This window comes from Vreelandella olivaria (assembly GCF_023507745.1).
Lineage (GTDB): Bacteria > Pseudomonadota > Gammaproteobacteria > Pseudomonadales > Halomonadaceae > Vreelandella > Vreelandella olivaria_A.
Genome location: NZ_JALPZO010000134.1, coordinates 156,830 through 176,585 on the forward strand (window position 1 = coordinate 156,830; position 19,756 = coordinate 176,585).

A 19,756-nucleotide genomic window follows, 5' to 3' on the forward strand; every position below is an offset into this window, starting at 1 on the left:
TGGGGCATAATGACAGAGAGGTATATTATCAAACATTAAAGTTCAGCATTCTCTCTAATGGCTTTAGCGCCTGTTGACGCAATGAGGCATCCACAAAAACCTCGCCACTTCCATGGCGCAACGCCCCGGCCAAATTGTCCAGCGCGTTCATGGCCATCCATGGGCAGTGAGCACAGCTGCGACAAGTAGCACCATTACCGGCAGTAGGGGCTTCAAAAAGCGTTTTGCCGGGTACTGCCTGCTGCATCTTGAAGAAGATGCCGCGGTCAGTCGCCACAATCAGCTGCTCGTTAGGCAACGCTTGTGCGGCTTTGATCAGCTGAGAAGTCGAGCCAGCCACATCTGCAAGCTGAACGACGGCCTCAGGCGACTCGGGATGCACCAGCACCGCTGCATCAGGATAAAGCTGCTTTAGGTCTTCAATGCCTTTTGCCTTGAACTCCTCATGGACGATGCAGGCACCATCCCACATCAGCATATCAGCGCCGGTCCGCTTCTGAATATAGCCCCCCAGATGCTTATCGGGTGCCCACAGTATCTTTTCACCCTTGGCCTGCAGGTGCTCAATCACATCGACAGCGATGGATGAGGTGACCACCCAGTCGGCTCTGGCTTTTACCGCAGCGGAGGTGTTGGCATAGACCACCACGGTGCGATCCGGGTGCGCATCACAAAAAGCGCTAAACGTATCGGCGGGGCAGCCGACATCCAGCGAACAGGTCGCTTCAAGGGTGGGCATTAACACCCGCTTTTCTGGTGAGAGAATTTTTGCGGTTTCCCCCATGAAGCGAACGCCTGCAACCACCAGTGTGGTGGCCTCATGGCGGGCACCAAAACGTGCCATTTCAAGCGAGTCCGCCACACATCCACCGGTCTCTTCCGCCAGTTGCTGGATGGCATCATCAGTATAGTAATGCGCTACCAGCACGGCATTGCGAGCCTTCAGAAGCTGCTTTATTTCAGCAACTCGAGCTTCCTCTTCCGCCGGAATACGGGTGGGGCAATACGGGTTGGGGAGCGGAGCATCAAGCTCCACCTGGGAAGTCATCATAGTCATCGTGTCTACCACTGTGACAAACAGGGAATCCCCCTGTTAAACATCCGTCACGGTATATGCACTCCACACATACCGCTCTCAATGCGACGGCCTCTGCGTCTCTCGCGGTGGCACGCCGCTCTGGCCTCAGCACGGCCAGCACTACCAGCGCATTCATTGCCAGTAGCCATTCAGATTATTGTGATGGCAAATTGTGGTTGGCTGCAAGCACTATGTTGGCTGCCTGATACAAAACCGCTACATAACGACACAACAACAAAACGCCCTTGGCAGCAAGCTGCCAAGGGCGTCGAATTTGGTGGGTCGTGTAGGATTCGAACCTACGACCAATTGATTAAAAGTCAACTGCTCTACCAACTGAGCTAACGACCCAAATACTGCTGAGCGATTAGTAACGACTAATGCTATTAGACTGATAAGCCACGCGTGTAAGTGGCTGTTCGGATGGTGGGTCGTGTAGGATTCGAACCTACGACCAATTGATTAAAAGTCAACTGCTCTACCAACTGAGCTAACGACCCCCTCGAACGGATGCATATAGTACGGATACACCCACTCAATGGCAAGCTTTTTTTACCTTTTCGTCTACAGGAAACCGACTCAACAGCACATGGTTAGCGCCGCTTGGGTTTGCGCATGGCCTGTACCGGACGGCGTTTGTGCTTGTCACGACTCCAGCGATTTTTCTCATCCGGAGTCAGCTCTGGCACTTTGCGGGTTTCCAAATTTGCCAGCGTAGCCAAGTCATCCACTTCATCCTGGGAAAGCTCTACCCATTCACCAGCTTTGGCACGTTTGTCCAGAAAGATATTGCCGTAACGAACCCGCTTCAGACGGCTAACGGTCAACCCCTGGGACTCCCATAGACGCCGGACCTCCCGGTTGCGGCCTTCTAAAATCACCACATGAAACCAGGTATTGATCCCTTCACCACCGAACTCCTGCACATCGGTAAAGCGTGCGGGGCCATCTTCCAGCATCACACCATCCACCATGGCCACAATATGTTCACGCTTGACTTCACCCATCACCCGTACTGCGTATTCACGCTCTACCTGGGTGGAGGGGTGCATTAGGCGGTTGGCAAGTTCACCATCGGTGGTAAACAGCAGCAGGCCGCTGGTGTTAATATCCAAACGGCCAATGGCAATCCAACGCTCGCCCTTCAACCGCGGCAGCCGTTCAAATACGGTGCGCCGGCCTTCAGGATCTTTACGGGTACATAACTCGCCTTCAGGCTTGTTGTACATAATCACTCGGCGCGGCACTTCATTTTCAGGCCGCAATGAAACCGGGCGATCATCGAAACTTACCTTATCCCGGGCTTCGACCCGGTCACCCAGCTTGGCTAGCTGGTTATTCACCTTGACCCGTCCATCTGCAATGGCGGTTTCCATCTCCCGGCGAGAGCCAAGCCCTGCACGGGCCAGCACTTTTTGCAGTTTTTCGCTGGTAGGGGAAGGCGTAGTGTTATTCTGACTCATGGTCGTCTGACCTCACATCGTTGGTCTGCGTGCGCGTGCCGTCGTCGTCAGAGCGCTGCGCACGTGCCGCCAAGCGCGCCTCCAAATCGGCAAAACTAAGCGGCTGGGTTAACGCCGTCCCGGCGTGGTTGTCGGCTATCTCAGCCGTGGTTATCTCTTTTCCCTGGGGTGGCGCATCCTGCATGGTTTCTTGCGTTTCGTCCAGTGCTTGTTGAGGCTTGTCCTGCTGCTCAGCTTCAGCGGGGTCAACCATGTCAGGTGCCACCTCTGAAAGCCGGGCATCCTCCTCTATTTGCTCTTCCCAACTGGCCAGTTCATACATGGGTGGCAAGGCATCCAGGGTTTGAAGTCCAAAGTCATCCAAAAAGCTACGAGTGGTCGCATACACGGCTGGTCGACCCGGTACATCCCGGTGCCCCACGATACGAATCCAGCCCCGCTCCATCAATGTGCGCATAATGGAGCTACTGACGCTGACACCACGCACCTCTTCAATATCACCCCGTGTAACAGGCTGGCGATAGGCGATCAGCGCCAGCGTTTCCAGCAGTGCACGGGAGTAACGCTGAGGCCGTTCATCCCATAAGCGCGACACCCACTGAGCCAGGCGCGGACGAATGCGTAGTTGAAAGCCAGAGGCCGTTTCCACCAGCTCCAAGGCACCCCCTTCATGCCGCTGGGCCAGCCGCGACAAGGTATCACGCAACTCTTTTCTGGCGGGGCACTCGCCCTCTAGAAACAGTGTTTCAAGACGCTCCAGCGGTAGTGGTTCACCTGCAGCCAGCAGCGCTGCTTCAATGATATCGTCTAACGTGGTGTCTCTCACCGCGACTCCCCGTCAGGTTCAAAAGCGGGCTCTTCAAAGGCATCGGCTTCCGTATCCTCTGTTTCAAATGCCCCCTCCTCTCCATCAGCAAGAGCAGCACGCCGGGCGCGCACATGAATAGGTGACAAGGGGGAATTTTGCACTATTTCGATCATGGCCTCTTTGGCTAATTCCAAAATAGCCATAAAAGTAACCACGACGCCTGCACGCCCCTCTTCCAGGGTAAACAGAGCCTCAAAAGAGGTGTAGCGTTGCTGGGCCTCATCCTGGCTTAGCTGCTCCATAATTTTCAGCATGCGTTCCCGTGTGGAGAGCACTTCACGGCTGATCTGGTGGGTCTGGGCAAGCTCGGCGCGTTTAAGGATATCGGTAAGCGCCCCCAGCAGTTCATCCAACCCCACATCAGGGTGAATGATCCGTGTTTCGAGCGGCGGGAGCCCTGCCTGAACACTAAACCAGTCGCGCCCTACCCTGGGTAATGTGTCCAGCGCTTCGGCAGCTTCTTTCAGGCGCTCATACTCCTGCAGGCGGCGAATCAGCTCAGCCCGCGGATCCTCTTCGTCATCCCCTTCTGCTTTGGGGGGGCGTGGAAGCAGTGTACGGGATTTGATTTCTGCCAGCATGGCGGCCATCAGGAGGTACTCTCCCGCCAACTCAATCTCCATGGATTTCATTAACTCAACGTACTCTATGTACTGGTGAGTAATCGTTGCCACATTAATGGTCAAAATATCCAGGTTTTGCCGACGAATCAGGTAGAGCAGCAGGTCCAGAGGGCCTTCGAAAGCTTCCAGAAACACCCGCAGTGCCTCTGGCGGGATATACAAATCTTCCGGCAGTTGAGTAATGGGTTCATCAAACAGCCGCCCAAGCGCCTCCACCACCGGTTCGGCGGTTATGTTCTTCAGGCCCTCATGCTCGTGGATGGCGCTTGGCGTCTCGCTCACGCGGGTCGAACCTCTTTGTCAGTCACTCGTTCAAACGTGGGCACCGTGTTATAAGCCCCTCAATAAGCCGACATGATTCACTCGCCTGCCTCAGCAGCTTTACGGTAACGCCCCTGATAATCAAACAGCTTATCTCGAAGCTGCCAGTGGCGCCCGACTTTACGCCCCACAATAAAATCAGGGTAGCGTAAACGGCGCTGCTCACTCACCACTTCCTCTGGCGTTACAGGCAACCATTCACTCCCTGGAGAGCGCAAATGGACACGCAAAAAAGCAGCATAAAACGCCCGCCGCTGCGCAGGTGTTTCCATCGCAAACCACTCCGTGAGGCTTGCGCCATCTTCGTCGTGGTAGGTCACTTTCAAGCGTGGCAAACCTCGCCCATTGGCCGTGGCCTCTAGCTGCATACCGCTTACCCTAAGTACCCTGGCATCCTTTAACTTGAGCGCATCTTTCAACTTGTCATCGGCATCAACCAGCAGCTGTTCACAACCGTGACAACGACGAGCGGCAATATCGTTTTCAGCGCCACAGCTATCGCATACTTTAAAGCGGAAGCGGAAATCACACTGGTGTCGTTTTCCTGCTTCATCTTCAAGGATGCCCTGGCAACGGCGGCCAAAGTGCTCGATAACCAACTCGCCATCCCGCTTACCCCAAAACAGATTGGCATGCCCACAGGAGGGGCACGCCACCTGTACTGGTTCACTGTCGCTGTCTGGCTTTGGCTCGCCCACTTCTGGCGCGTATATATCCCAGGGATTACCCGCATAGTCGAGAATCAGGCACTCGCTTTTGCCAGCCGACAGACGCAGCCCCCGCCCTACAATCTGTTGATAGAGACTGACAGACTCCGTAGGCCTGAGGATAGCAATTAAATCCACATGCGGAGCATCAAATCCAGTGGTGAGTACAGCCACATTCACCAGATATTTTAGCTTTCGGGCTTGAAATGCAGCAATCAGCGCTGTGCGCTCTGACGAAGCTGTTCTTCCCGTAATCAACGCCGTCTGCTCAGCGGGCAGATAACCCATAATCTCTTCAGCATGCGCCACGGTGGCGGCGAAAATCATCACCCCCTGGCGGTTTTGTGCGTACTCAACAACCTGTCGGATAATTCCAGGCGTAGCACGATTGCCCGCCACCACACGGTTCAGTTCCTCTTCTCGGAACGGTCCAACGGGAGCCGCCGCAAGTCTGGAAAAGTCGTAGCCTTCAATCGCCATATCCAGACGTCTGGGGGCAGCCAGGTAGCCCTGCTTCACCATTAGCCGCAGCGGCTGCTCGAACACACAGTCAACAAAAAAGCAGTCCTCTTTACCCCGCACCATGCCGTGGTGATGACGATGATAAATAAAGCCCTGCCCCAGGCGGAAAGGTGTGGCAGTCAAACCGAGAATTTTAAGCTGGGGGTTCTGGCACTGGAGATGGTTAACCACCTGTCGATAGCCTGCATCCTGCTCAAGCGAAACCCGGTGGCACTCATCGATCACCAACAGGGTAAAGCTGGCATCGGTAAAGCACTCAAGGTTACGCACTACCGACTGCACAGAACCAAATACCACTTGGCGCTGCGCCTCTTTGCGCTTAAGACCGGCGCTGAAAATATCTGCCTTCAGCCCATAGGCCTGATACTTGGCGTGATTCTGCTCCACCAGCTCACGAACATGGGCCAGCACCAGCACTCGGCCTCTGGCGAGCCGGGCCAGCTCAGCAATCACTAACGACTTACCACTGCCGGTAGGCAGCACCACTACCGCAGGATCACTCGTAGCGCGGAAATGCGCCACCACTGCGCTAACCGCCTGCTGTTGGTATGGCCGTAGCTGGGGTGTAGGAGGCAAAACAGTTATCGACAAATTAATTAGCCTGCTATTGAACTAACAACCCATTGGCTACCTCTAATCAGTAGCAGTTTATACCCCCTTTTTCCCTACACACGACGCGGTACGTGATTTTTAAATCCGCAGGATATGTCATGAAAACCAACCTTTTCAGTCCTGAGTGCCCCGAATGTAGCAGCCGCTTAAAACGCCTCCCTGCCACACGCAGGGCTCAAACCCATGTGTACTGTATGGACTGTGGGCACGATTTTGGCCGCTATGAGCATCTGGTGGAGCGCTATCGCCAGGAACTGGAAACGCTTGAGGCACAGCTGCAGGTACCGTTATCGGTCACCAGCCACACAGGCCAAATTCCATAACGGGGACGGGCAGCGGCGGCTCACAAGCCGCCGCTACTGTTGGCCTCACGATCACGCGGTTATGCTATTTAAGCCATGCCCGCGCATTACGGAACAGGCGTAACCAGGCACCATCTTCTGTCCACTCTGCCGGGCGCCATGAGTTGGTAACCGCGCGGGCCACACGCTCTGGATGAGGCATCATGATGGTGACACGGCCATCGGGTGTGGTAAGACCGGTAATACCTGAAGGTGAGCCATTGGGATTGGCTGGGTAGCGCGTTGTCACTTGACCGTAGTTGTCGATATAACGCAGCGCGATCTGGCTGCTCGACTGCATACTGCGCAGATGAGCCGTATCGCGGAATTCGGCACGCCCTTCGCCATGGGCGACAGCAATGGGCAGTTTGGAGCCTTCCATACCTGCCAGCAGAATGGAAGGGGTTTTCTCGACCCGGACCATGGAGACCCGCGCTTCGAACTGCTCCGATTCATTGCGTACAAAAGCGGGCCAGTTTTCAGCACCGGGAATGAGCGACTTCAACTGCGAGAGCATCTGACAGCCATTGCACACGCCCAGTGAAAAGCTGTCGTCACGGACAAAGAAATCAGCAAACTGCTCCTGGGCTCGTTTATTAAACAGCACAGATTTTGCCCAGCCACCGCCAGCACCCAGCACATCACCGTAAGAGAAGCCACCACAGGCCACCAAGCCCTTGAACGCCGCCAGCGAGACACGCCCTTCCAGGATGTCACTCATATGCACATCCACAGCATCAAAGCCTGCTTTATGGAACGCCCAGGCCATCTCTACCTGACCGTTAACCCCCTGCTCACGCAAGATGGCCACGGCCGGTTTCGCCGTATTGATAAATGGTGCGCTGATGTCCTCGCTAATGTCGAAGGTCGGTGCAGCACTAAGCCCTGGGTCGCGCACATCCAGCAGATTGTCAAACTCGTTTTTGGCGCACTCGGGATTATCCCTCAGCGCCTGCATACGATAGCTGGTTTCCGACCAGGTACGCTGGGTAAGCTGGCGGGTGGTTTCCAGTAGTGGCTCTTCAAACAGCGTCACACGCACCTGATCATCGTACCGGGGACGAGCGATGACGCCACAGGTTTCAATCCCCGCCATGGCGAACTGGGTTAACACCTCTTCAGTGTGCTGGCGCTTAACCTGAATCACTGCACCCAACTCTTCTGAGAACAGGGCATTAAACGCTTCTACCGGCTCATCAATCAGCCAGTCCAGCTTAATTTCCAGCCCAGCGTGGGCAGCAAACGCCATTTCCAGCAACGTCACCAGCAGGCCACCATCGCTGCGGTCATGATAGGCCAGCAACTTGCCGTCGCGGTTTAAGCCCTGGATCACCTCAAAAAACGCTTTGAGATCTTCAGGGTCATCCACGTCAGGACAATCATTGCCTACCTGACCATACACCTGCGCCAGCGCCGAGCCGCCCAACCGGTTCTGGCCATTGCCAAGGTCAATCAGAATCAGGTCAGACTCATCCTGCTCCAGGTTGATTTGCGGCGTTAACGTGGCCAACGCATCGGAGACAGGTGCAAATCCGGTAACCACCAACGAGAGCGGCGAGGTAATGCTTTTCTCCTCGGCTTCTCCCTGGGCATTTTCACTCTGCCAGGCAGTACGCATGGACATGGAGTCTTTGCCTACCGGAATGGCAATGCCAAGCTGTGGGCACAGCTCCATACCCACGGCATAAACCGCGTCATAGAGTGCCTGATTTTCACCAGGGTGATCGGCAGCGCTCATCCAATTTGCGGAGAGTTTAATGTCCGAAAGCCTGACAATGGGAGCAGCGGCCAAATTGGTAATGGCTTCAGCAACCGCTAAACGAGCACTCGCAGCAGGGTTAATCAGCGCGACTGGAGGACGCTCGCCCATGGCCATGGCTTCACCGGCATGAGTATCGAAACTCGCGGTGGTCACTGCCACGTCGGCGACCGGCACCTGCCAGGGGCCAACCATTTGATCGCGGGCGACCTGACCGGTAATTGAGCGGTCACCAATGGTGATCAAAAAGCTTTTGGAAGCAACAGTTGGTAAACGCAGTACCCGATCCAGAGCTTCACGCAGATCGAGATTATCGAGCATCACCCCTGAAAGTTCAGGGGTTTGGCGCTCAAAAGCGCGGGTCATTTTGGGTGGCTTGCCGAACAGCACGCTCATGGGCAGGTCGACGGGCTTGGTATCAAAATGACCGTCGCGCACTTCCAGGTGGTGGTGCTCCAGGGCTTCACCCACGACAGCATAAGGGCAGCGCTCGCGCTGACACAGGGCGTCGAAGGTGTCCAGATCCTCTGGTGCCACCGCCAGCACGTAGCGCTCCTGGGCTTCGTTACACCAAATTTCCAGAGGGCTCATGCCTGGCTCGGCATTCGGCACCGCACGCAGATTAAACAGACCGCCCCGGTTACCGTCTTTCACCAGCTCCGGCAGGGCATTGGAAAGCCCGCCTGCTCCTACATCGTGAATAAAGCGGATCGGGTTTTTATCGCCCAGTGCCCAACAGCGGTCAATCACTTCCTGGGCGCGACGCTCTATTTCCGGGTTTTCCCGCTGTACCGAGGCAAAATCCAGGTCAGCGCTGGACTCTCCCGACGCCATACTGGATGCTGCACCGCCACCCAGGCCAATCAACATGGCCGGGCCACCCATCACGATCAGCTTTCCACCGACCGGGATATCGCCCTTCTGAACGTGCTGAGCGCGGATATTACCGTAACCACCCGCAATCATAATCGGCTTGTGGAAACCGCGGCGCTCAATCCCCCCTTCACTGAGTGCATCCTGCTCATAGGTACGGAAGTAGCCGGTCAGGTTGGGGCGCCCAAACTCATTGTTAAATGCCGCGCCGCCAATCGGACCCTCCAGCATAATCTGCAAGGCGGACTGCATACGCTCGGGCTTGCCATAGTCAAAGGCTTCCCAGGGCTGTACAAATTCAGGAATACGCAAGTTGGAAACAGTGAAGCCTGCCAGGCCCGCTTTAGGCTTGCCGCCGATACCGGTGGCACCTTCATCACGGATTTCACCACCGGAGCCAGTAGCAGCCCCTGGGAAAGGGGCAATCGCCGTGGGGTGGTTGTGGGTTTCCACCTTCATCAGGATATGAATCGGTTCCTGGTGCGCATCGTAGCTTGCCCGTTCGCCCTCAGCACCGGTCAACGGCGTGGGAAAAAAGCGCCCGGCCTGGCTTCCTTTAATCACCGCCGCATTGTCGCTGTATGCGGAAAGCACGTTGTCCGGTGAAGTGGCAAAGGTGTTTTTGATCATCTTGAACAACGAGTGGCTTTGGGCTTCGCCGTCGATGATCCAGTCTGCGTTAAAGATTTTATGGCGGCAGTGCTCTGAGTTCGCCTGGGCAAACATCATCAGCTCTACATCGCTGGGGTTACGGCCAAGCTCAATAAATGCCTCAACCAGATAGTCAATTTCGTCCTCTGCCAGGGCCAGCCCCAACTCGCGATTAGCCGTAGCAAGGGCATCACGACCGCCCTCTAGAATATCCACACTGCCAAGTGGTGCCGGGGAGTGATGGGCAAACAGTCTGGCTGCATCCCCCACATCCGCCAACACGGTTTCTGTCATCCGGTCGTGAAGCAGGGCACTGATCACCCCAAGGCTTTCCTCACTGGGCTGGCCTCTCAGGCCAACCCGGTAATCGACACCACGCTCAATACGACGGATTTGATGCAGCCCACAGTTGTGGGCGATATCCGTTGCTTTGGAAGACCATGGCGACTGGGTACCCAAACGGGGTACTACCAAAATACGTTGCGCATTCTCCGCTGTCGCCACATGCTCATGGCGACCATAATCCAGCAGCTGCACCAGACGCTCCTGAGCGACGCCATCCAACTCCTCGTGATGGTCAATGAAGTGGATATAATGGGCAGACAACGCCTCCACCTCGGGAACACGTTCACGCAACACCGTTAGCAACCGATCATGGCGGAAGGCAGAAAGGGCGGGCGCGCCTCGCAGTTCGAGCATATCTGGGAGCCTCTAAAAGCTGGAAGAGTTCGAGCAGGAAAACACCAGGCCGCATTGCGGCGATCCCTCTATGATACTGGAAAGCGACGGCCACACGAAATCAACAAGGTGACAGCTTCTTCAAGGCTGGGTATCGTGGCAGCTTGTTTCATTCCGAACAGACGCCATGCTGACGTTGATTTACCGACATTTTATTACCTATACAAGCGCCTATTTAGCGTTAGCGGCAACCGTTGTACTGGTAATGATCCCGACACTTGCCTGGGTCCCACCGGGAGAACATCTTACGCAAATCAAAGCAAAAGATTTTATCACTGTGCATACCCGCAATACCCCCACTACCTATTATGAAGGCCGGCAGGGGCCAACGGGGTTTGAATACGAACTGATGCACCGTTTTGCTGACTACCTGGGAGTCAGCCTGAACCTCAATGCCAGCCACCACCCCGACAGCGTGCTTCCAGCCGTCCGTAGCCAGGGCGATCTAGGGGCAGCGGCACTGCCTTTGCTGTCAGACACTCCCGGCATTCATTACACGCGTCCGATCATTCAAATGCAGCCACTGGTGGTTTATCGCCGAGGCTTAACTGGCATCACCACTCCTGAAGACCTGATTGGCCTCGACATTGGCACGCTCAGCGGTGCAGGTACCAGCCAGGCTCTGCTGACACTGCAACGCGACCACCCCGAACTCAGTTGGAAGGAGTCCCAAGAGCTGGAAGTCGCCGAACTCTTGGCTCGGGTTGAAAACGGAACACTGGATGCGGCCGTTATTTTTGACCACCAATTTCGTCTTAACCGACTGTTTTTCCCTAATGTGGAACGAGGCTTCTATCTAGGCGATGCCCTTTCCATGGCATGGGCAGTACCCAGTGGACGAGGCCTGGGGCTGCTGGAAGCCGCTAATCAATTTTTACAGGAGCTACAGGAAAACGGCACTCTGGAGCATTTGGTAAACCGCTACTTTGGCCATGACGACTATCTGGAGTATGTGGGAACCCGCACCTTCCTGGCCCACCTTGATGAGCGACTGCCTGCATTTACCGATCTTTTTAAGCAAGCAGCCCAAGAGACAGGATTTGATTGGAAACTGCTGGCTGCGGTGGGTTATCAGGAATCGCATTGGGATCCCAATGCGGTGTCCCCCACTGGCGTTCGCGGCTTAATGATGCTCACCAATCCTACAGCCAGTGAAATGGGCATTGCCGATCGAACTGATCCGGCGCAAAGTATCGATGGAGGCGCCCGCTATCTGCGCAGTATCAAAGACCGCTTACCCCAAAGCATTACCGGGGAAGATCGCCTGTATATGGCCATGGCCGCTTATAATGTGGGCCTGGGGCACCTTTACGATGCCCGCAAGATTGCTGAAGACAATGACGGAGACCCTAATAGCTGGCAGGATGTACGTGCGACATTACCCCTGCTTCAGCAGCGCGAATGGCACAGTCAGACCCGGCACGGCTATGCCCGTGGAGGTGAGCCGGTGATTTATGTGCGCAACATTCGCCGCTACTATGAAATGATTGAATACGTTGAACGAAGTCGGCTGCAGTTTTTTCAATTGGAGCAGACACCAGACAGCGATGAGCCACCATTGTTGTTTGACTTAATCCCCCCCATTGAGCAGGGCATTTAGCAGGTGCCTGAACGTCTGGCAGCAAAAAAATTCTTCAACAGCTTTTTCGAAGGTACCGCCAATACCCCCCCGGTAACGGCCACCTGATGGTTAAACCACGGCTGGACCAGCAGATTGGCCTTGGACTCCACCATCCCGGTGCGTGGCTCCGCAGCACCATAGACCAACCTGCTTAGCCGGGCATGCACGATCGCCCCCGCACACATCATGCACGGCTCCAGCGTCACAAACAGTGTGCAGCCCTCCAACCGATAGTTGCCCAACTGCGCTCCTGCCTCACGCAGGGCACGTATCTCTGCATGGCCACTGGGGTCACAGCTTTCCACCGGGGCATTCTGCCCGACCCCGACCACACTTCCCTGGGCATCAACAACCACAGCCCCCACTGGCACCTCCCCCGCCGCCAGGGCAAGGTGAGCCTGGTCGAGTGCTCGATGCATGTAAAATTCATCGCTGCGTATCAAGGCAAACTCCGCTAAGGTAGCAAAACAATCGTTTTAATAACTAAATAGCCGTATAGGGTACACTTGCGATCATCGGCGACGAATAGATAGCACCAAGGATACCGAGAATGAATGATGCGCTGAATACGCTGGTAAGTTTACTAGAGTTGGAGACACTCGAAGAGACACTGTTTCGAGGCCAAAGTCAGGATCTTGGTTTTCCCCAACTTTACGGTGGCCAGGTATTGGGTCAGGCCCTGGCTGCAGCAGCCCGCACCGTGCCTGAAGAGCGCCGCCCTCACTCCCAGCATGGCTATTTCCTGCGTCCGGGTGACCCCCATCGGCCAGTGGTTTACCAGGTGGACACCATACGCGACGGCGGAAGTTTCACCACCCGACGAGTCACAGCAATCCAAAAAGGGCGTCCCATTTTTTTCTGTAGCGCCTCATTTCAAAGTGAAGAAGAGAGCTTTAGTCACCAGCGAGCCATGCCCGAAGTGCTCTCTCCAGAAGCACTTATCGACGCTGGAGACGCTAAACATGCCCGTTTCCCCGGCCATCCAGTCGAGTTTTTGCACCTGCCGGACAACCCGGACAATGGCGCTCCTGCTGGACAGTGCCTATGGTTTCGCATCGGTGGTACGCTGCCGGATAACCCGGCACTGCATCGCCATTTGCTCTCCTATGCATCAGACTTCAACCTACTGACCACGGGGTTAATCCCTCACGGCATTCAGTACGCAGACCCTAAGCTGCGCATCGCCAGCCTTGACCATGCACTATGGCTGCATGAAGACACCCGCCTGGATGAATGGCTGCTTTACGTGATCGACTCCCCCTGGGCGGGCGGCGCACGGGGGCTGGCACGTGGGCACATCTATCAGCGGGATGGGCGCTTGATCGCCTCGACAGCACAGGAAGGACTTACCCGCTATTCCCAGCAGAAGTAAAGCACACCGCTTAAAATGCCCGCGCCCGCTAATCAAGCGGGCGCGGGCACAACAAACCAAAATGCGGTTACTTAGCCACCATAAACATCGTTGATCGTTTTCAGCGGGTAATGCGCCGGGTAGGGTTTGCGCGCCACACCTGAGTCAACCGCAGCCTGAGCAACCGCGGAGGAAACACGCTCCAGCAGGCGGACATCCACCGGCGTGGGAATAATGTATTCACGACCGAAACTCATTTCGGTGCGCTCATAAGCATTCAACACTTCCTGAGGCACCGGCTCGCGGGCCAGATCTTTCAACGCATGCACTGCCGCCAGCTTCATCGCTTCGTTGATGCGTGTTGCCCGTACATCCAGAGCACCCCGGAAAATAAACGGGAAGCCCAGCACATTATTCACCTGGTTAGGAAAGTCCGAGCGGCCAGTAGCCATGATCACATCAGGGCGCGCCTCACGGGCTACATCAGGATGAATTTCAGGGTCGGGGTTGGTGCAGGCAAAAATCACCGGATCTGCAGCCATTTTCTTGACCTGATCGGCAGACAGCAGGCCGGGACCAGAAAGGCCGACAAACACATCCGCGCCATCGATGGCATCATCCAGGGTACGCATATCCGTGTCACGGGCGAACTCAGCCTTGTACTCGTTGATACCTTCACGGTGGCTATGGATGACTCCGCGACGATCAAGCATTACCAGGTTCTCTTTTTTGGCACCACAGGCAACCAACAAACGCATACAGGCAATCGCCGCTGCACCGGCCCCCATACAGACGATCTTCACATTTTCGATCGCTTTGCCAGCAATTTCCAGCGCATTGAGCATACCGGCAGCCGTCACAATAGCGGTACCGTGCTGGTCATCATGAAATACAGGAATAGTACAGCGTTCGATTAAGGCTTTTTCAATTTCAAAACACTCAGGTGCCTTGATATCTTCCAGGTTGATGCCACCCCAGGTATCGGCAATACGGGCGACGGTATCGATAAACGCCTGGGGGCTTTCAGCATCCACTTCGATATCGACAGAATTAATACCTGCAAAACATTTAAACAGGACGCCCTTCCCTTCCATAACGGGCTTGCTAGCCAGCGGACCAAGGTTACCAAGACCTAAAATCGCGCTGCCATCAGAAATCACAGCCACCAGATTACCCTTGCCGGTATAGCGGTAAGCATTCTCCGCCTCGCGGGCAATTTCGCGAACCGGCTCAGCAACGCCCGGGCTATACGCAAGCGCCAAATCCCGTGCAGTCGCAGTGGGTTTGGTTAACTCCACTGAAAGCTTACCGGGAATAGGTTTAGCGTGATAATCCAGAGCTGCCTGCTTATTTGCATCCGTCATGATTAGGGTCCAATGAGTCTAAAGTAGATAAGTCAGGTCAGAATATAGAAAAACTCCAAGCGCCTCAAGCACGCAGTCAACCTATCAACAAAACGTCCGTTTTAACGACTTTTCGCTCATATTCGTAACTTTTCAGAGTCATTTACTGCAACTTATGCTTCAACGCATTAGTCATAACGGTTTACTTATTGATGCAATGCAGTATTTATTGGAAATTCATTCCAGGAATGTAGCGATCTGTTTTCCACAACCTGTAAGGATAAAGTGGCTGTGGAAAACAAATGGCGGCGGAAACACAACAGCTTAAAACACCGAGGGAGAGATGATTCAGTAGTGAGAACAAAAAACCCACGCCGGGGCGTGGGCTTTTGAGCAAGACACATTCCGTGCCTGAGACAGGCAAAATCCGCTAGGATTAGCCGCGCTTGACAGCAGCGCCGAAACGCTTGTTGAAGCGTTCTACGCGGCCACCGGTGGTCGCTTGTTTCTGCTTACCTGTGTAGAACGGGTGGCAGTTGGAGCACACATCCAGAGAGAAGTTCTGTCCAGAAGTAGAACCGACCTGGAAGCTTGCACCGCAAGAGCAGTTGGCGGTGACCGTGTTGTAATTCGGGTGGATACCTTGTTTCATCTTGAGCCTCACGAGCTATATGCCGCCACCTGATCCGCTGCCAGGCACCGCATACGGGTTTGAAAAAACTGCTAACCGGTTACACGCTCCATCATATAGATTCAGAGCGGCCGCGCATTCTAGCAAACTAATCGCCGGAGGCCAATTGTCTGACACTTTTTCTTCCCAGACCCACGCTCAAGGGCCGTCTGCACCATTTAAGGTGCTGAGAGTCGCCCTGCCGTCGCCGCTGCGACGTTTGTTTGATTATCTGCCCGCTCATCCAACCCCCACCTGCGGCTGGCAACCAGGGCTCAGGGTACGTGTACCGTTCGGTCGTCGGGAAGTGATCGGCATTGTGGCAGAGCTAGCCTATGGCAGTGAACTGCCGCGTACCCAGTTGAAATCCATTAGTGAGGTCCTGGATGATGCGCCACTGCCAGGCGACTGGCAGTGGCTTTGCCACTTCGCCGCCCGCTACTACCAGCACAGCCTGGGCGACACCATGCAACTAGCCATGCCAGCACGGCTACGCCAGGGGCACCCCATGGCTGGGCGTACACAAACCCTGTGGCTACCGGTTGAAACCCATGACGTCACACAGCTACAGCGCGCCCCGAAACAAGCGGAACTTTATGCGCTACTACGCCAGCATCCCCATGGCCTGCCCGGCCGCGCCATCAGTGCTCATGGCTTTACCCGCGATCAACTGCTGGCACTGCAGAAAAAAGGCTTTGCCCACTCACAAGAGGTAATTCTGACCGCTCCACAACCGGCCAGCGGTAACCTGCTGGCCTCCCCGTCGCTGCCTCTTAACCGTGAACAGGCGACAGCACTTGCCGTACTGCATGAGAAACTCGATGGCTACCACCCTTGCCTACTGGAGGGGGTGACCGGCAGCGGCAAGACCGAAATTTATCTCCAACTGATCGAGGCGCTTGCCGCGAAGGGCAAACAGTCGCTGGTGCTGGTACCGGAGATCGGCCTGACCCCCCAGACACTGGCACGCTTTAGAAGCCGCTTTCGGGTGCCGGTTGTCGCCCTGCACTCCGGCCTTACCGACCCAGAACGCCTGGACGTTTGGGAAGCCGCAGCCAATGGACGAGCACTGGTCATCATTGGTACCCGCTCGGCGATTTTCACTCCACTGGCGAACCCTGGGGCCATCATTGTGGATGAGGAGCATGACGGCTCTTACAAGCAACACGATGGACTACGCTACCACGCCCGTGATCTGGCCGTCGCCAGAGCCCACTACCACAACATCCCTCTGTTGCTGGGTAGTGCAACACCCTCCTTTGAGAGCTTGCAACAGGCACTTGCCGGGGCTTATCGTCACCTGCGCCTCACTCAGCGCCCCAGCCGTCACCCACCTGCCAAACTGGAGTTGATTGACCTGCGCCATCAACGCCGCCAGGGCGGGTTACTACCAGGTGCTATCAGGGCGATCAAAAGTACCTTGAAGGCGGGCAAACAAGTACTGATTTTCATCAACCGGCGTGGTTTTGCCCCCACCCTGGCCTGCCATGGTTGCGGTTGGATCGCCGAATGCAACCAGTGTGACTCACGAATGACGCTGCATCGTCAGCCATCGCTGCTGGCATGCCACCATTGTGACAGTCGCCGCGCTTTGCCAGATGCCTGTCCAGACTGCGGCAGCGGTGATTTACGTGCACTGGGAAGCGGCACCGAACGCACCGAGGAAACGCTTCAGGGCCTGTTCCCTAACGTGACCGTGCACCGTATCGACCGCGACAGCACACGCAGGAAAGATAGTTTTGAGCAACTGCTGAAAGAGATTCAACGAGGCGAGCCCTGCTTACTGGTAGGAACCCAGATGCTGGCCAAAGGGCACCACCTGCCCCATGTCACCCTGGTGGTCGTCGTTAATGCCGATGGTGGCCTGTATGCTGCCGACTTCCGGGCACTTGAACACAGCGCCCAACTTCTTGAGCAGGTGGCCGGCCGGGCTGGGCGCGCCGCTCACCCAGGGCGGGTACTCGTACAAACCCTGCACCCTGATGACCCTCACCTGGGTCAGCTGGCAGAACATGGCTACAGTGCACTGGCACGCAACCTGCTGGAAGAGAGGAGAATCGCCAAACTACCGCCCTTCTGCTTTATGGCCCTGCTGCGCTTTGAGAGTCCCAGGGAAGAAGCGGCACTTGCCCTGGCACAGCAAGCCGCCCAGGCGCTTCGCCAATGGCTGAAAGCGGCCAATCTGCCCGTGCGCTGTCTGGGCCCGGTGCCCGCCCCTATGGAAAGGCGCCAAAACCGTTACCATATTCACATCATGCTGGCCGCAGATAAACGCAGCCAACGGCATGCCGCAGCCAACTGGCTGGTACAATGGCTGGAAGCCAACCGGGAAGCCCGCAAAGTCCGCTGGTCGATTGATATTGACCCGCAGAGCCTCGCTTAACGACTCACTACCCGGTAGCGTCTGCAAGACCCTGCAAAGCAATACAGCTTTGAAACTGCGCGCCAATTGCCGATAATGACCGTTTTGCCGCTGCATACACAACGCGCGCATGCACACGCCGCCACTGACGACATCCGGATATTTCGATGAAAGACACGATTATTTCTCTGCTCGAAGGCGCCATTACCGCGCTCAAGCACCAAGGCGTGCTGCCCGACGATTTACAGCCTTCCATCAAGGTTGATCCAACCAAAGATAAAGCCCACGGTGACTACGCCACCAACCTGGCACTGATGCTGGCGAAACCTGCCGGCATGAAACCGCGGGAACTCGCTGACCTACTGGTCGCGGCGCTGCCAGAAAGTAATGCGATTCAAAAGACGGACATCGCAGGCCCTGGCTTTATCAATTTTTTTGCCGCCACAGATGCAGCCGCACAAATCGTCGCTCAGGTACTCGATAGCGGTGATGCATTCGGACGCAGCCTGATCGGTAAAGGTCAAAAGGTGCAGGTGGAGTTTGTTTCCGCCAATCCCACCGGCCCCCTGCATGTAGGCCATGGCCGCGGTGCAGCCATTGGTGACTGCCTGTGCCGGTTACTGGAAGCCACCGGCTACGATGTGACACGTGAGTTTTACTACAATGATGCCGGTGCCCAGATCAAAAATCTGGCACTCTCAGTGCAGGCCCGCGCCAAAGGTCTTGGCCCTGACGACGCCAGTTGGCCGGAAGACGGCTACCGCGGGGAATACATTATTGATGTGGCTAACGACTACATGGCAGGAAAGACGGTTACCGCTGATGACCGTGAAGTGACCGCCAAGGCCGACCCTAACAACCTGGACGCCATCCAGGCCTTTGCCGTTGCCTGGCTGCGTCGGGAGCAGGATTTAGACCTCAAAGCCTTCGGCGTTGAGTTTGACGTCTACTTCCTGGAATCATCCCTTTACCAGAATGGTAACGTAGACGCCACCGTCAAAAAGCTGGTGGCTAACGGCCACACCTATGAAGAAGAGGGTGCCATGTGGCTGCGCACCACCGACTTCGGAGACGACAAAGACCGTGTCATGCGCAAGCGGGAAGGCGGCTATACCTATTTCCTACCGGATGTGGCCTACCATCTCAACAAATGGCAGCGTGGCTTTAAAACGGTCATTAATGAACAGGGTGCCGACCACCACTCCACCGTTACCCGGGTCCGCGCCGGCCTTCAGGCGCTGGAAGTGGGGATTCCCCAAGGCTGGCCCGATTACGTCCTTCACCAAATGGTGATGGTGACCCGCTCTGGCGTCGAAGTTAAACTCTCGAAGCGGGCTGGCAGCTATGTGACGGTTCGCGACCTGATTGACGAAGTGGGGCGCGATGCCACTCGCTTCTTTCTGGCCGCCCGCCGAGCAGATTCGCAGCTTACCTTTGATATCGACCTGGCCCGCTCCCAGTCGAACGACAACCCGGTGTACTATATTCAGTACGCTCATGCACGAGTCTGCAGTATGCTGCGCAAGGCCGAAGATGCAGGTCAGCCATTCAACCATGGCCTGGCACTGGCTAATCTGGCCATGCTGGATAGCGACCAGGAAAAAGCCGTACTTAACCGCCTGGCGCGCTACCCCGAAGTGGTCGAAAATGCCACCAAAAACCGCGAACCCCAACAGGTTGCCCAGTATTTGCTGGATCTGGCCGGTGATTTCCACACCTGCTATAACGCGGTAAAAGTGATGGTGGATGACGACACGCTGCGCAACACGCGTCTGGCCCTGGGGTTGGCGACCCGGCAAGTGCTGCGTAACGGTCTCGACCTCATGGGGGTTAGCGCCCCAGAGGAGATGTAA

Annotated in this window: 14 protein-coding genes and 2 tRNA genes; 5 read left to right on the forward strand and 11 right to left on the reverse strand. The window is 55.8% G+C overall.

Annotated elements, in window-relative coordinates; all coding sequences use genetic code 11:
- Positions 1 to 28 precede the first annotated feature (28 nt).
- The 7 genes from nadA to HP566_RS16655 all read right to left on the reverse strand — a co-directional run bounded on the left by nadA (position 29) and on the right by HP566_RS16655 (position 6,167).
- Entirely contained in the window at positions 29 to 1,057 is a 1,029-nt protein-coding gene (gene nadA, locus HP566_RS16625; protein ID WP_249978399.1) for a quinolinate synthase NadA, read from the reverse strand.
- A 296-nt stretch (positions 1,058 to 1,353) separates the two neighbouring features.
- Positions 1,354 to 1,429 (reverse strand) — tRNA-Lys (locus HP566_RS16630).
- Between the two features lie 73 nt (positions 1,430 to 1,502).
- Positions 1,503 to 1,578, reverse strand: a tRNA-Lys gene (locus HP566_RS16635).
- 93 nt (positions 1,579 to 1,671) lie between these two features.
- Positions 1,672 to 2,541: a 23S rRNA pseudouridine(2605) synthase RluB gene (gene rluB, locus HP566_RS16640; RefSeq protein ID WP_249978400.1), complete on the reverse strand. Its 870-nt coding sequence runs from the start codon at positions 2,539 to 2,541 to the stop codon at positions 1,672 to 1,674.
- Positions 2,528 to 3,367, reverse strand: a complete 840-nt coding sequence (scpB, locus tag HP566_RS16645) for an SMC-Scp complex subunit ScpB (RefSeq protein ID WP_249978401.1) — start codon at positions 3,365 to 3,367, stop codon at positions 2,528 to 2,530. The genes rluB and scpB overlap by 14 nt, the downstream gene beginning before the upstream one ends.
- Positions 3,364 to 4,314, reverse strand: coding sequence for a segregation and condensation protein A (locus HP566_RS16650; protein ID WP_425348207.1), 951 nt, complete (start codon positions 4,312 to 4,314; stop codon positions 3,364 to 3,366). The genes scpB and HP566_RS16650 overlap by 4 nt, the downstream gene beginning before the upstream one ends.
- 77 nt (positions 4,315 to 4,391) lie before the next feature.
- Positions 4,392 to 6,167: a DEAD/DEAH box helicase gene (locus HP566_RS16655; protein ID WP_425348210.1), complete on the reverse strand. Its 1,776-nt coding sequence runs from the start codon at positions 6,165 to 6,167 to the stop codon at positions 4,392 to 4,394.
- Between the two features lie 125 nt (positions 6,168 to 6,292).
- Between HP566_RS16655 and HP566_RS16660 the strand changes: the two genes are divergently transcribed.
- Positions 6,293 to 6,517, forward strand: coding sequence for a hypothetical protein (locus tag HP566_RS16660; protein WP_249978402.1), 225 nt, complete (start codon positions 6,293 to 6,295; stop codon positions 6,515 to 6,517).
- A 64-nt stretch (positions 6,518 to 6,581) separates the two neighbouring features.
- Here HP566_RS16660 and purL read toward each other — a convergent pair whose 3' ends face one another.
- On the reverse strand, positions 6,582 to 10,517 hold the full coding sequence (gene purL, locus HP566_RS16665; RefSeq protein ID WP_249978403.1) for a phosphoribosylformylglycinamidine synthase: 3,936 nt from the start codon (positions 10,515 to 10,517) through the stop codon (positions 6,582 to 6,584).
- A 166-nt stretch (positions 10,518 to 10,683) separates the two neighbouring features.
- Here purL and mltF point away from each other — a divergent pair, with 166 nt between their 5' ends.
- A complete protein-coding gene (mltF, locus tag HP566_RS16670) occupies positions 10,684 to 12,156 on the forward strand; it encodes a membrane-bound lytic murein transglycosylase MltF (protein ID WP_249978404.1) in 1,473 nt (490 codons plus the stop codon).
- Here mltF and tadA read toward each other — a convergent pair.
- Complete coding sequence (gene tadA / locus HP566_RS16675) at positions 12,153 to 12,617, reverse strand: tRNA adenosine(34) deaminase TadA (protein WP_340163086.1); 465 nt, start codon at positions 12,615 to 12,617, stop codon at positions 12,153 to 12,155. The genes mltF and tadA overlap by 4 nt on opposite strands.
- Positions 12,618 to 12,727: 110 nt before the next feature.
- Here tadA and HP566_RS16680 point away from each other — a divergent pair, with 110 nt between their 5' ends.
- Complete coding sequence (locus tag HP566_RS16680) at positions 12,728 to 13,549, forward strand: acyl-CoA thioesterase (RefSeq protein WP_249978406.1); 822 nt, start codon at positions 12,728 to 12,730, stop codon at positions 13,547 to 13,549.
- A 71-nt stretch (positions 13,550 to 13,620) separates the two neighbouring features.
- On the opposite strand, the gene HP566_RS16685 is transcribed toward HP566_RS16680, so the two are convergent.
- Together HP566_RS16685 and rpmE are read right to left on the reverse strand one after the other, a co-directional pair.
- Entirely contained in the window at positions 13,621 to 14,892 is a 1,272-nt protein-coding gene (locus HP566_RS16685) for a malic enzyme-like NAD(P)-binding protein (RefSeq protein WP_249978407.1), read from the reverse strand.
- Positions 14,893 to 15,307: 415 nt separating this feature from the next.
- A complete protein-coding gene (gene rpmE / locus HP566_RS16690) occupies positions 15,308 to 15,523 on the reverse strand; it encodes a 50S ribosomal protein L31 (protein ID WP_249978409.1) in 216 nt (71 codons plus the stop codon).
- Between the two features lie 19 nt (positions 15,524 to 15,542).
- Here rpmE and HP566_RS16695 point away from each other — a divergent pair, with 19 nt between their 5' ends.
- Positions 15,543 to 17,924, forward strand: coding sequence for a primosomal protein N' (locus HP566_RS16695; RefSeq protein WP_249978410.1), 2,382 nt, complete (start codon positions 15,543 to 15,545; stop codon positions 17,922 to 17,924).
- A gap of 146 nt (positions 17,925 to 18,070) precedes the next feature.
- Positions 18,071 to 19,756, forward strand: coding sequence for an arginine--tRNA ligase (gene argS / locus HP566_RS16700; RefSeq protein ID WP_249978412.1), 1,686 nt, complete (start codon positions 18,071 to 18,073; stop codon positions 19,754 to 19,756).

Bases quoted from the DNA above. Each gene is read 5' to 3' on its own strand.
- nadA (WP_249978399.1), bottom strand. From the start codon at position 1,057: ATGACTATGATGACTTCCCAGGTGGAGCTTGATGCTCCGCTCCCCAAC.
- rluB (WP_249978400.1), bottom strand. From the start codon at position 2,541: ATGAGTCAGAATAACACTACGCCTTCCCCTACCAGCGAAAAACTGCAA.
- HP566_RS16660 (WP_249978402.1), top strand. From the start codon at position 6,293: ATGAAAACCAACCTTTTCAGTCCTGAGTGCCCCGAATGTAGCAGCCGC.
- purL (WP_249978403.1), bottom strand. From the start codon at position 10,517: ATGCTCGAACTGCGAGGCGCGCCCGCCCTTTCTGCCTTCCGCCATGAT.
- mltF (WP_249978404.1), top strand. From the start codon at position 10,684: ATGCTGACGTTGATTTACCGACATTTTATTACCTATACAAGCGCCTAT.
- HP566_RS16680 (WP_249978406.1), top strand. From the start codon at position 12,728: ATGAATGATGCGCTGAATACGCTGGTAAGTTTACTAGAGTTGGAGACA.
- HP566_RS16685 (WP_249978407.1), bottom strand. From the start codon at position 14,892: ATGACGGATGCAAATAAGCAGGCAGCTCTGGATTATCACGCTAAACCT.
- rpmE (WP_249978409.1), bottom strand. From the start codon at position 15,523: ATGAAACAAGGTATCCACCCGAATTACAACACGGTCACCGCCAACTGC.
- HP566_RS16695 (WP_249978410.1), top strand. From the start codon at position 15,543: ATGCCGCCACCTGATCCGCTGCCAGGCACCGCATACGGGTTTGAAAAA.
- argS (WP_249978412.1), top strand. From the start codon at position 18,071: ATGAAAGACACGATTATTTCTCTGCTCGAAGGCGCCATTACCGCGCTC.